The following is a 12,935-nucleotide window of genomic DNA, read 5'->3' as shown; positions in this document are numbered from 1 at the left end:
ATATATACAATATTTGCTCAGTAATCAAATTTATTCTTGCTTATTTAGCAACTTTCTTTTTAAAAATGCAACATCAACTACCCTGTCTAATAATGAATAGGAATATTTTACCTACAATCATAGTAAGAGGGTTTTATGCAAAATGATTTTAATGATAAAGATCTAAAACAACTATATAGCAAGATTATGACTATATCAGGTTACATAGTTGCCATGAGATCAGAGTGTATAAGAGAAGCTAAAAAAACTGAAGATGCTCTAAAAATCCTAATCAAGCGTACATATGACATTAGAGGTGGGCTTTGGATATGTTTGATTACTATATGGTTTTTAGCCATACTTTTTTTGCAAAAAAACTTTTAGCCAGTACTTATTAAATTTACATTTTCGGCTACATGTTATTATTTGCAGATTTTGTCATTTGAGGCATAGTTATTCTTCTTCCATCTATTATGAAACCAAAACCATTGGCCTGGATTTTCTTTAACCCAATTACCTAAAATTTGGTTAATGGTAAACATTATATTATAACAATCTGTTTTACTATTATTAGTTTTTTGTAATTGTATTGGTGGATGGATAATAGCTTTAAAATAACTGTTATTACTATTAGTGCGAACCACTTGTAATGGTATAATCGGGTAGCCGAATTGTAAGGCAATTTTAGCAATTGCGTGAGCAGTCATGGCCGGTCGGTCTAAAAATGGTACTTCAATGCCATTATTCATTTTTTGATCTACAAGCATGCCAATTGCATATCCTGATTTGATTGCAGATATGATATCTCTTGCACCCTTTTCTCCTTTTGGAATTAGCTTTATATCACTAGTTTTACGCCTATCATTAATCAGCTTATCAATATAAGGATTATTTAATTTACGATAGATAATAGCAAATTTAGGATAAAATTTATTTATAATTTTAAGTGCAAAATCCCAATTAGCAAAATGCCCCGTAAATAATAAGAAAGGTTGCTGTGATTTCTGAAATTCTATTATATTATCAAGTCCGATTATTTCTACCCTTCTAGATAATTCTTCCTCTGACATATTATTAACATATGGAAATTCTCCTATAAAACTGCTAAAATTATCCCATACTTGATCAATGGTTACTTGAGTCTCCATGCTTAGACCATTTGTCTGACTCTTGCCAAAAATATTTTGAATATTTTCTTTTGCAATTTTATTGACTGGCAATAGAGGACCTATTTTCCTTGCTATATACCGACAAATTTGTACAGATTTGTCGATACCAAATGTTCCTAATATCTTTAGTACTATTAAAACGAAAAAATACTCAAGCAAATACTTAATATTTTTAAAGAATTTTTTCATATATTAAATCTGCTAATAATTTTTGATTATTTAGTAATAAATGTACATCACAACATATTACTGACAAGTCAGTATCACATATTTTTACGTAATCTTTTCTAGTTGTTATTAGAAGAGAATTAGATTTTTCTGATTGTTCTTTTAAATAGTCTAAATCTTCTTCACGATATTGATGATGGTCCGGAAAAATTTTATTACCTACTAACTGCAATCCATAATTTTCTAATGTAGAAAAAAACCGTTCAGGATTACCTATACCACTAAAGGCAAAATATCTCTTTGTTTTATCTATGTCTATAGTTGGAACTATTTGGGCTTGAAAAAAGGGAAGCTCTCTATATAAGAAAGAAGGAGCAACATTACTCGAACCGACAAGAATGACTATATCCGTTTTCTCAATAGCTTGTTTAGGATACTCACGCAAAGGACCGGCTGGAATTAACAATTCGTTGCCAAATAACCTGTCAGCATCAACTGACAGAATAACAACATCCTTATAAAAATTAGGATTCTGCATTGCATCATCTACTATAATCACCTTTGGCTTAATTCTCTGTATAAAAGGCAGTATATATTGAATTTTTTTGCTAGCTATGACTTTACCATATTTTAATAGCATTACTGCTTCATCTCCGACATCTAGTACTGTATGATGTGGTTCAACTAACAACGCCGTTTGCAGTTTACTGCCATAACCTTTAGTAATAATTATAAAATCAATATTAATAGCCTTCAACATTTTCGCAAGGAAGATCACTATTTGAGTTTTACCAGTACCTCCAATGCTTATATTACCGACACAAATTACTTTACAAGGAAATATTATAGGGCGTGCAATTATTTTTCTTAAATAACTAGCAAAAAGATATAGCCAACTTAGTGGTAATAATAAATATGCTATAATGTTCTTGGTGTGCCAAAATTTAGGATAAATAAGCCTGATCATAAGTTTAAGACAACTTAAGCCCTATCATAGAAATTACCATAGTCGTAATAAAGAAAACTCGCATGGCAGAGTATGGCTCGTTAAAACACACCATCCCTACTATTACTGTTCCTACAGCTCCGATACCAGTCCATATAAGATAAGCAGTACCAAGAGGAAGCTTATCTAGAGTTTTACTTAGACAAACAAAACTCAATATAGAAAAAATAATAAAAGCTATAATGGGTTTTACTTTGGTAAAACCCTCTGACAACTTCAGCGATATAGAGAAACCTACCTCAAATAATCCTGCAAATATAAGGAGAATCCAAGTTACTAGCATATTGTTACCTTTGTTTAATTTGTCCTGAAGATTTGCTATTTTTGTTATTTTGTAAAGACTTTTTACTAGGTAAGTTAACCGATACCTGATCTTTTATTATATTTAATTTGTTAGATTTTAGATTGACTACCGACTTTATTTGACTATCTAATTTTTGCATGGATACATTATGCTCTACTACTCGCTGTTGAGACAAGAATTCCTTATTATTTTTCCATAAATTAGTTTTTAGAGCGGTAATTTTTTCTTCTTGCACACTCATGGATTTATCCTGACTCAGAATTACCCCGCCAATTTTTTCGCCGATTTTGGGAGCATATTCTATTGCTAGAATAGAAGCTGGTACTACCATAAAAGCAAATGTGGCACCAGCTGTTGCAACACTGATAGCCCCAACTGCTAGAACAGAAATAGCAGTTATAATTTTACTAGTTGCTTGTTTAAATATTTCAATTTTCTTATTATGTTTTACTGCAACATTTACTATTCTATTAATTTCTAATCTAGCATTAGTGCTGACTTCCTTTGGGTTTTGATATTTTTTTACCGCATGCATTACCGTTGTACAAAATATTTCTGGTTCAAGCTGTATAAAATTTGTTAATTCATAACTATTCCTTGCTGCCAGTAAATCTTTTAACACTTGTTTTATTACTTTTCTCTCTTCAGAATTTGCCTTACCAAAATTTGTACTTATTAGTGTATCAATTATTATATCTTCTGATTTGTTTAGAATATTATCTCCATCTTGATATTCATCAGGAGAGATTGCTACCGAAAATAACATTAAAACTGTTGAAAAACTATCATCCGTAATAACTTTCTGACCGAGAAAAACTCTTAATTTACCAATACAATTACTTATATGGACATCAATCTCAGGTGTTGATTTAAGTCTAATTTCGTAATCAATAGCTATTATATTAGCAAGTGTTAAACATGCATGTTTTGTTATATTATTAAATAACTCTTCACTTATTCTTTTTTTACATATAGAAATGTTTATACTGCTAAAGATGTTCATTAGTCTTTGGCTCTTTATTTTTTAACATGAGAGTGTTTCTTTATAAATGAAGCTATCTTATCCTCAAAAGAAATAAATTTTTTATTTAGTAAGTCAATTTGCTTAGTTTTTTCGTCTTCTGTTAAGAAAGAATATTTAATACTATTAGACACTATTTCTTTTAGCTTATCATAAGATGGTTTATAGCGAGTGACAAATTTTAAATATTCATCTGTTAAATTATTACGTGACACCCCTGGATCATCAGTAGAAATTGCAATTGGTACTCCATACCGCATATAAAGTCTCACTGGATGATCATCACCTTGTACTCCTAACGCTTCATTACTAGTCAAATTAATTTCTACAAGTATATTTTTGTTTAATAATGTACTTATTAATTGGTAGGGGTTAGATTCGTACATAATATCGACACCATGTCCTATACGGTTTGCCTCTGCCACATTAACCGCATCATTAATATGATAACTCAATTCTTCAGGAGTAACTTGACCTAAAGTAATCTCTCCCGCGTGCAGCGACAATTTTACGTTAGGAAATCTTTGTTTTAAGAAACGAAACATTTTCATATGCAACTTATAATCACGTAAAGCAATAGGATGAGCCTCATTACCAACAATGTTAACTCCAACAAATTTGCTATTATTTTTGACCATTAAAAACGCTGAATATAATCCAGAAAATATCAGCGATGGGTTGTTGAAACGTACTACATATGGTTGAAATCGCATACTAAAATCATCATCATCAATATCTTTGGAATTAGATACGATTTCACGTAAATTTTGAGCGATTTCATTTTGTATAATGCTATCTTTATCTAAAACATCAACAGCCTGGCTTAAAACGCTATTGGTAGTAGTATCATCTGTATTACTTGTTAGTTGGTTAATCTTATCAAGAGCAGGATTATCACTAGTTGGAGATGGGAATAATATAGTTTCAATATATTGGATATTTTCTGATTTAGCTCTTGCCTTTAACAAAGTCAAACTACTTTTAACATCTACCGCTTCTATTGGGGCTACATATCCAAAAACATTAAAGAAATGTTTTAATCCATCTTCTTGAGTACAGTTATGATCGTAAAAGAATCTACCATATGACCAGCGACTTAAAAGAGCGGTATATAGATCATAATTTTCTTGGAGATCAGTAACACTAAGGCATGTTTTATTTAGTTGATTTGGTTCATTTTTTTGCACGTGATAGCTATTTTTATCTATACAAAAACCAGCCTTATTAACAATATCTAAATAATTTTCGGCATATATAGCTCCACTAAAATGATGATGAAGCTCCCCTCCTTTGGGTAATAAACTTAAAAACATATTAAGCTCTGCCATATCGTTACTGGATATCAAATTATGGTAATATTGACTAGTAGCGATATAATCTTTTGTTTCTTTTGATGAGGAGTTACTAGCCATCGTCACTTCTGCAATAAAAATAATATTTAAAATAATGATAACTCTTACTAACTTTTTTACAACAATATTCATATACTTCTCTAAGATTTATTAATAATTTTGTTATAAACAATATACGATAACTACTTGAGATTACAATTACTTATTTGCCGTTATTTCTCTTATACGCATGTTAAGTTTTGTAAATATCATATCAGGTGTTCTTTCTGTTGATAGTTTATAAACAACCTTAGGTTCTAATACATCTTCTTTCTTTATGTCTATAGATAGTACAATAGTATTCTCCGGCATACAAGAATAGATTTCTCTTATAATTGTCAAGAAAGTTGCAAAATCTTTAGTGGCAAATCTTATGTAAACATCATAATTCTTTATCCTTATAGTATCCTGCTTTGTTCCCACCATTGGGTTAATACCACTTAAGAATTCTTGTTTAATTGATATAGTAATAGGCTCATTTAAGTTGTATTTTTTTGAGAAACTATCAATTGTTGTTATTAACCTTGCTCGTTCTAAACAATTTTGTCTAGCAGAAATAGATAATAGTTTTGAATATCTTGCATAAGTTTCTAGTATTTTATGTTTGGAATTTATTATAGAATACAACTTTAACGTTTCTTGAGCTAGAGATTCTTCTATATTTTGATTCTTGGCAATTGATTCCATATAATCTTTATTAATACTTTGCAGCAACCATAAAATAGTAGAAATACACAGACAACACATAATAAACTTAAAGAATATAACATTTTTTAGATGAACAATAAAATTTTTAAGCATCTCTTATCCTTTTTTCTTAGTAATAATAACCTCAGCAGGTATTACTACTCTATTAGGTAACTCTAATATTTGATCAGTAAATATCGTAAAATTAATATCCATATTGCTAAATATTTTACTAAAATTTGCAATTTCTTGTTTTAAGAGCTGAGTAGCATCTTCAACTAGCATATCACTAACGATAAATTTTAATAATATCTCGATTTTTATATACTGATTAGATGATAATAACGTATTATCTAGATCCGACCTTTGCCATTTAATCTCCTCTAGGTGCAGATTAGGTGGTAAATTTGTTAAAAACTTTTCTAACGAGTCAAATGGCGTTGGTACGGGGATTTGCAATAATGCTTCAAATACGTATAAATCAGCTAAATTAGTGGTATTTTGAATATATGGATATGCTTGCTTAACATTATAATAATCTTGTTCAGCACTAAAATAGTGTGAATTTAAAAGATCCAATTTTCTGTAATTTGCTACGGTTTTAATTTTGATAGCACATGCAGCAAATATCAATACTATTATTATAGTGATAAATGGTTTGAAAATTAAAGAACTGATAATGTTGAGTTTAGCTATGGATTCTAAATATTTGTTAGAGGCTAGAAAGCTTTTTTGTTCATTAAATAACTTGACAACCATTGCATCTGAAAATTTGCTATTATCACCTAATACACTGCTAGACTTACATATTACTGGATGTTCAGCAAAACTGGATTGTTCTAATAACAACTTTAGACTTTGGTCTACTATAAGAATTATACAAACTTTAAGGGTTAAACTATCAATATAGCTTTTACAAGATATCAAACAATCTTCCACTTCTTGTTCAATTATACCTTGAATATATAAGTCTGACTTATCAGCTGGATAATCAAATGTTTGAATTGAGATTATATTACCTTGATGTTTAACAACAAGTTTAATACCGTTTGTACTTAAAATACATACAAAAATTTGTAAATATTCACTATACTTATTATTTTCAACATTTTTTACAATTTTATCTATAATTGTTTTCCATTCCAAAGCTAAAAAATAAATCCCACCAAACTTTTTCCTCTTACTTGCCAAAAGATTCTCAAGTAACTTACTTAAAGGTGGGGTATAAGGAGTAGATACCAGCAAGGTATTCCACACCTCACTATATTTGGTATTGATGTTATAGACATTGTAAGCAACTATATCATCTATAGAAAAATACTCCTCTATAAACTTTTCTACAGGATTGGTTTTTACTATTGAATGTAGTACAGGTACTATATCATGGCGTACTTCACATGCAGAACCGTTTAATAAGAAGAAAACGTAATAGTTTTTGAATTTACCAAAAAATTCTTTATAGGAGTCTAAATTATCTTGGTTTTCAGCAGGAACAAATAAAGTATCCATAACTTTATCGTGTATTAAAGCACAAAGAAATGTACCTTTATCGCCTATTAAAATAATAATATTTCTTTTATATAAAAAATATACAACCAATTTATGTAGTTTTTTTAGTAAAACTTGTAGTTTAGGTAGTTTGGATATGTTAATCATGTAACTAATACTTAGACTTAAATATTTAAACATAGACTATTATAACAGCAATTATCTTTCCACTAAGCGGATTTAGTATTTTTTTATGATTTATCTATAAAAAAATACTAAATCCTATTGAATAATTATAATATTATCCGTTTCAAACGGATAATGGCTATGTGAATGATATTAGGTGCAAAACCTTAAATTACTATTATTTTAAAATAAATTTTTATTTTTGTAATATTTTGTTGAACATTCTTAAATAATAAATATACTCTCCTTGAGTTAGGTTATTATAACGAATTATAAAGGACGATAACCTAATAAAATTCTAATGATCTTAATAATTGAAAAATGAGCATACAAAATATAGATACAGCTATATTAGGTAAGAATAGTATATTTTGTAGTATTACAAAATCAATTATTAGTAATATGTTGAACTAATTGAGGATTACATTATTATGGCTAAACAACAAAATTATAGGTTTACAAAACAGGATGTAGAGAATGCTTTGGTGATACTTACAGCTGTGCAAGCAAAAAACATTAAAGCTATATACAAAATAATAGGTTTACCTAGTGTAATACAAGAGAAACTTACTGGTAAAACTAGTATAGATGCTGAAAAGATATTGACTACACAATTCCCAAAGTTAAAAAAGAGTTATGCTAAAGATGAAAAAGAAATACCACATATAGACCCAAAGTCTCAAAAACTCAAACTAAACGAATTATGCACAAAATTAGCTACAAAAAAACAAGAATTAGAACAAGTAAAAAAATGTCTAGATTTGATTCATGCCATTAATGATACAAATGTATCTATTAAACAAATACTTAATATGAGCGACGTATCTTATCGTATAATAGACGAACTGAATTTAGACAATAAGTATACAACTATACCTACAGTTGTAAATGAATTGAATAACTTATTGTCTACATTTGGAAATGATTCTGATTATGCATCTAGCGAGGAGCTTCCTAGTAGATCAACTAGTAAAACACCACACGCAGTGAAGTCTCTAAGTAATATATTAACAAATCCACAACATGACCTATTGTTAAAGCTCAAGGAAGCAGCAAATGAATTCACTCTAAAGAGAGGACTCGACAACACTACACATACAAATAATCATATTGATGAAGTTAACACAGTAGGAGAACATCCTGATACGCATTAAACTATAGCTAGCACGGAAAGGTTAGTTACAGTAATGGAATAGAATCAATGTCATTCCCGCTTACGCGGGACATCTTTTTTTCTCTTCATAATTTTTAAACTACCATGGCGGTTATATACTAAAAAAGTTGTTATTGCAGTAGACACCACACCCCAAATTCTCTATAATACTGCTATCTTCAAGAATTTTACAATATTAAGAGCCTAAATTATACCCCAAATTTGAGATTGCTAAGTTTTAATAACTCTTGATTTGCAAGTATGTAGAGTCAGTATAATCAATTGAAGAGGTGAATTTAATAAAGAGAGTTTAGTATGAATAAATTGTTGAATATAATTCACCCCCATCCTTCTAAAGACATATCAGATAAAATTGGGGGCAAGGAGAGTTATATCAATATGACAGTAGGCAATCCAAATTTCAACCTTCCTGAAAAACTTTTGAATAGTTTAAAGGCTACAATAGAAAGCAATGATAGTACCCTTAATAAATATGCAGATTCAAGAGGATTTTACCCTTTACGTACCGCTATTGCAGAAAGATACAAGATAAAATACAACATTAAGCTGCAACCAAATAACCAAATACTTGTTACTAACGGTTGTGCTGAAGCTATTTGGTTAACAATCTTTACTGCAACTAACATAGGAGATGAGGTAATAATTCCTGATCCATGTTATATGCTTTATGAACCTATTGTTATTTCATTAGGACGTTTACCTGTAAGAAGTGTTACTTCACATCTTAATAGATTTGAATTAGATGTTGACGATATTTTAAAGTGCATAACTCCTAAAACCAAATTAATCATCATTAATACTCCGTGTAATCCAACGGGTACAGTTTATACTTTAGAAACATTAAAAAAATTGTACCAAATTATAGTAGAAAAAGATATTTATCTTATGCAAGATGAAGTTTTTGATGATTTTATCTTTACAGGACAATCTCATATACCAATAATTAAATTTTGTGATAACATGCATAATTTAATTGTTGTAAACAGCTTTTCAAAAAGACTAGGCATTACTGGTTGGAGAGTAGGATGGCTAGTTGCATCAGAGAAGTTTACTGCACAAGCACTAAAGGCTCATACTTATAATTGTTTGGCTGTCAACACATTGATACAAACAGCACTAGCTGAGGTAATGAATGATCAAGAGGTCATAAATACGACCAAAAGTAATGTATCACTGTTAGAGAAAAAGCTAACTCGCTTTTTCTCTTCACTGCAAAAAATTGATGGTTTTGAGCTTGATAAAGCTCCAAATTCAGGTATGTATTTATTTCCTAACATTAGTACCTTATACAAAAAAATCCCTAATAGCTATCAGAATAATTCTGTAAGTGAATCTGTTGCTAATTTTATTTTAGATAAAACTCGTGTTGCGGTTGTCCCTGGGACAGCCTTTGGTAAAGCCGGAGAGAATCATATAAGAATATCCATAGCTGGCTCAGAAGAAAGTTTATTGGAAGCCATAGAAAGGCTTAATACGCAATTACAGTATGTCTAATTTTTAAGGATTATTACTAATGACTAAACTTACCACTGAAGAAATTAGAAGTAAATTTATAAGTTATTTTGTTGCAAATAATCATATACACGTTCCAGCTAGTTCCCTAATTCCTCATAATGATCCTAGTTTAATGTTTGTTAATTCTGGGATGGTACAATTTAAAAATGTTTTTACCGGTCAGGAAACTAGAAACTATCAAAGAGCCACTACTAGTCAGAAATCACTACGGGCTGGTGGTAAGCATAATGATCTTGAAAATGTTGGTTATACTGCACGACATCATACATTCTTTGAAATGTTGGGCAATTTTTCTTTTGGTGATTATTTTAAAGAACAAGCAATATATTACGCGTGGAATCTCTTAACCAAGGAATTTGCTATCGCCAAAGAAAAATTATATGTAACTGTTTATCATACTGATGAAGAAGCAGCAAGCTATTGGAAAAAGATTGCTAATTTAAGTGATGACCGAATTATTAAAATAGCAACCAATGATAATTTTTGGTCAATGGGAGATACCGGACCTTGTGGACCATGTTCAGAAATTTTCTATGATCATGGAGAGAAGATACCAGGTGGCTTACCTGGTACAAAAGATCAAGATGGCGATCGCTATATTGAGATTTGGAATATGGTTTTTATGCAATTTGAACAATTGGATAGCAATACTAGGATTGCCTTACCTAAACAATCCGTTGATACCGGCATGGGACTAGAACGTATTAGTGCTGTATTGCAAAATGTATATGATAATTATGACATAGATTTATTTAAGGAAATAATTGCTTATACGGAAAGTATAGTAAAAGTTAAAGTAGAAGGGGAAGCAAAATTTTCTTACCGGGTTATTGCTGATCATTTACGAGCTTGTGCCTTTCTAATTAGTGATGGTGTCATGCCGTCAAATGAAGGCAGAGGATATGTACTTAGGCGTATTATGCGTCGAAGTATGAGGCATGCACATATACTTGGTAGCAGTGAACCTTTAATGCACCGATTGCTAGCAAAATTAGTAGATCTTATGGGTGCAACTTATCCTGAACTAAAGAGGGCTGAGGCTTTTACCCGTAGTATCTTGGAACAGGAAGAATTAAGATTTAAAGCAACTCTTGAACGAGGTCTTAAGCTGCTTGACGATGAAACACAGCATCTTAGTAAAAATTCAGAACTTTCAGGAGAGATAGCCTTTAAATTATATGATACATATGGTTTTCCTCTCGATTTAACTGAAGACATATTAAAAGGTAAACAGATATCAGTTGATCTTGATAGCTTTAATAATAAGATGCAAGAGCAAAAAGAAAGGGCAAGAAAAGCTTGGTTAGGTTCAAATGAGTCACAAATTGACCAAATATGGTTTGATATTAAAGGCGAATTTGGTAGTACTGAATTTTTGGGTTACTCTTTGGATAAGGCAGAAGGTAAGATATTAGCTCTAATTAAAGATAATAAGTTAGTCAACAATATAGAAACTAGCGAAGAGCAATTTATTCTAATTAGTAATCAAACTCCTTTTTATGGAGAATCTGGTGGACAGATGGGAGATATAGGCTTTATCAAATCAACAGGCAGCAAAATTAGAGTAATAGATACTTTAAAATATCTTGGTTCAATAATTGCTCATATATGTGTTTTACAGGAAGGAGCTATCCAAACAGGAGATAGTGCTGATTTTGCTATTGATGTCAAGTACCGTAAAAATTTAAGAATTCATCATTCTGCAACTCATATATTACATACAGTATTACATGAAGTGCTGGGCAAACATGTAACACAAAAAGGATCGCTCGTAGCACATGATCGTCTGCGTTTTGATATTAGCCATATGACACCACTAACAAAACAAGAAGTTATATTGATAGAAAATAAGGTAAATCAAATTATCACTGATAATTTTAAGGTTACCACAACATTAATGTCAACAGATGAAGCTATTAAGGCAGGTGCTATGGCTTTATTTGGTGAGAAATACGATTCTGAAGTAAGAGTGGTGGCAATGGGCAGCTCGCTTGAGTTATGTGGTGGCACGCATGTTAGTAGAACTGGTGATATTGGAATATTTAAAATTATTAGCGAAAGTAGCGTTGCAGCTGGCGTTCGAAGGATAGAAGCTGTTTGTGGTGAATTTGCCTTAAAATTAATTAGACAAAACGATACTATAATTGATGACTTGTCTTCAACCTTAAAAATAGGTAAGAATGAAATTACTGATAAAGTAAATAACCTGATTGCCAGTAAAAAACAATTAGAAGATAAGTTAGTAGCTACTCAGGTCTCTATGCTTGATTTGAATATTGAGCAAATTGCCAAAGAATCAGTCAGTATCTCCGATATATACTCAAATGATTTGGAGAATTGGAACGTAAAACAAGGGGTGAGCGAGCGGAGCGTACATGAAGTACGTGAGCACGCGAATGCCCCGAAGTTTTGCGGAGCCAATTCTTCAAAGCAGAAGAGTATACAATTTATCTATAAACTAGTACATAACTTGGATACTAAAGTATTACGCTTATCTGCCCAGCGAATAGTTGATAAGTCAGATAATCTAGTGATTGTATATATAGGTATGCCTGATTTGCAGGGTAAATTATCTATTACTATTGCGGTTAGTAAAGAAATTAGCAATAAGGTACATGCAGGTAACTTAGCTAAAGAAGTGTCTGTATTCCTTGGCGGTAGCGGCGGTGGTGGTCAGGCGAATATAGCCCAGGCTGGTGGTACGGATGTAAGTAAAGTAGGAAAGTTACAAGATATGATAAGGGAGTTGTTATCTAAGTTCTGAATTATTAAACGTCGGCTATATACGATATTTTTACCACATTTATCCAAGAGTTTAATGCTAAAACTATTTTAGGCTTTTAAGTA

At 30.9% G+C, this 12,935-nt stretch carries 11 protein-coding genes and 1 pseudogene; 5 read left to right on the top strand and 7 right to left on the bottom strand.

Translation table 11 applies throughout. From position 1 onward, the window contains the following. The first annotated feature begins 135 nt into the window (after positions 1–135). Entirely contained in the window at positions 136–363 is a 228-nt protein-coding gene (locus AAGD36_RS04425) for a hypothetical protein (RefSeq protein ID WP_341747284.1), read from the top strand. A gap of 38 nt (positions 364–401) precedes the next feature. Here the strand turns inward: AAGD36_RS04425 and AAGD36_RS04420 are convergent, their stop codons facing one another. The 7 genes from AAGD36_RS04420 to AAGD36_RS04390 form a co-directional block, all read right to left on the bottom strand. Further along, entirely contained in the window at positions 402–1,337 is a 936-nt protein-coding gene (locus tag AAGD36_RS04420; protein WP_341755093.1) for a lipid A biosynthesis lauroyl acyltransferase, read from the bottom strand. Then, positions 1,321–2,283 carry a tetraacyldisaccharide 4'-kinase gene (gene lpxK / locus AAGD36_RS04415; protein ID WP_341755092.1) on the bottom strand — a complete coding sequence of 321 codons (963 nt, stop codon included), beginning with the start codon at positions 2,281–2,283 and terminating at the stop codon, positions 1,321–1,323. The genes AAGD36_RS04420 and lpxK overlap by 17 nt, the downstream gene beginning before the upstream one ends. Positions 2,284–2,287: 4 nt before the next feature. Beyond that, a complete protein-coding gene (locus tag AAGD36_RS04410) occupies positions 2,288–2,605 on the bottom strand; it encodes a multidrug efflux SMR transporter (protein WP_341755091.1) in 318 nt (105 codons plus the stop codon). Positions 2,606–2,609: 4 nt separating this feature from the next. Further along, positions 2,610–3,629 carry an RP853 family protein gene (locus AAGD36_RS04405; RefSeq protein ID WP_341755090.1) on the bottom strand — a complete coding sequence of 340 codons (1,020 nt, stop codon included), beginning with the start codon at positions 3,627–3,629 and terminating at the stop codon, positions 2,610–2,612. Positions 3,630–3,643: 14 nt separating this feature from the next. Next, positions 3,644–5,131, bottom strand: coding sequence for a hypothetical protein (locus tag AAGD36_RS04400; protein WP_341755089.1), 1,488 nt, complete (start codon positions 5,129–5,131; stop codon positions 3,644–3,646). Positions 5,132–5,197: 66 nt separating this feature from the next. After that, complete coding sequence (locus tag AAGD36_RS04395) at positions 5,198–5,839, bottom strand: hypothetical protein (protein WP_341755088.1); 642 nt, start codon at positions 5,837–5,839, stop codon at positions 5,198–5,200. A 3-nt stretch (positions 5,840–5,842) separates the two neighbouring features. Then, positions 5,843–7,414, bottom strand: coding sequence for a hypothetical protein (locus tag AAGD36_RS04390; RefSeq protein ID WP_341755087.1), 1,572 nt, complete (start codon positions 7,412–7,414; stop codon positions 5,843–5,845). Positions 7,415–7,830: 416 nt separating this feature from the next. Between AAGD36_RS04390 and AAGD36_RS04385 the strand changes: the two genes are divergently transcribed. The 4 genes and pseudogenes from AAGD36_RS04385 (at position 7,831) to AAGD36_RS04370 (ending at position 12,852) form a co-directional block, all read left to right on the top strand. Further along, a complete protein-coding gene (locus AAGD36_RS04385) occupies positions 7,831–8,553 on the top strand; it encodes a hypothetical protein (RefSeq protein WP_341755086.1) in 723 nt (240 codons plus the stop codon). A 314-nt stretch (positions 8,554–8,867) separates the two neighbouring features. Further along, entirely contained in the window at positions 8,868–10,067 is a 1,200-nt protein-coding gene (locus tag AAGD36_RS04380) for a pyridoxal phosphate-dependent aminotransferase (protein ID WP_341755085.1), read from the top strand. Positions 10,068–10,086: 19 nt separating this feature from the next. Continuing rightward, positions 10,087–12,399, top strand: a pseudogene (gene alaS / locus AAGD36_RS04375) (alanine--tRNA ligase); the annotation flags it as partial. Positions 12,400–12,444: 45 nt separating this feature from the next. Then, positions 12,445–12,852, top strand: a complete 408-nt coding sequence (locus AAGD36_RS04370; protein WP_341756008.1) for a DHHA1 domain-containing protein — start codon at positions 12,445–12,447, stop codon at positions 12,850–12,852. The last annotated feature ends 83 nt before the right edge of the window (positions 12,853–12,935 follow it).

It is taken from the genome of Candidatus Tisiphia endosymbiont of Ptychoptera albimana (assembly GCF_964026605.1).
In the GTDB taxonomy this organism is placed as follows: domain Bacteria; phylum Pseudomonadota; class Alphaproteobacteria; order Rickettsiales; family Rickettsiaceae; genus Tisiphia.
The sequence above is the reverse complement of the archived record's forward strand: the minus strand, read 5'-3'. Positions and strand labels throughout refer to the sequence as shown.

Coding starts and splice junctions, on each gene's coding strand:
- AAGD36_RS04390 (WP_341755087.1), bottom strand. CDS start 7,414: ATGTTTAAATATTTAAGTCTAAGTATTAGTTACATGATTAACATATCC.
- AAGD36_RS04380 (WP_341755085.1), top strand. CDS start 8,868: ATGAATAAATTGTTGAATATAATTCACCCCCATCCTTCTAAAGACATA.
- AAGD36_RS04385 (WP_341755086.1), top strand. CDS start 7,831: ATGGCTAAACAACAAAATTATAGGTTTACAAAACAGGATGTAGAGAAT.
- AAGD36_RS04400 (WP_341755089.1), bottom strand. CDS start 5,131: ATGAATATTGTTGTAAAAAAGTTAGTAAGAGTTATCATTATTTTAAAT.
- lpxK (WP_341755092.1), bottom strand. CDS start 2,283: ATGATCAGGCTTATTTATCCTAAATTTTGGCACACCAAGAACATTATA.
- AAGD36_RS04425 (WP_341747284.1), top strand. CDS start 136: ATGCAAAATGATTTTAATGATAAAGATCTAAAACAACTATATAGCAAG.
- AAGD36_RS04405 (WP_341755090.1), bottom strand. CDS start 3,629: ATGAACATCTTTAGCAGTATAAACATTTCTATATGTAAAAAAAGAATA.
- AAGD36_RS04410 (WP_341755091.1), bottom strand. CDS start 2,605: ATGCTAGTAACTTGGATTCTCCTTATATTTGCAGGATTATTTGAGGTA.
- AAGD36_RS04395 (WP_341755088.1), bottom strand. CDS start 5,839: ATGCTTAAAAATTTTATTGTTCATCTAAAAAATGTTATATTCTTTAAG.
- AAGD36_RS04420 (WP_341755093.1), bottom strand. CDS start 1,337: ATGAAAAAATTCTTTAAAAATATTAAGTATTTGCTTGAGTATTTTTTC.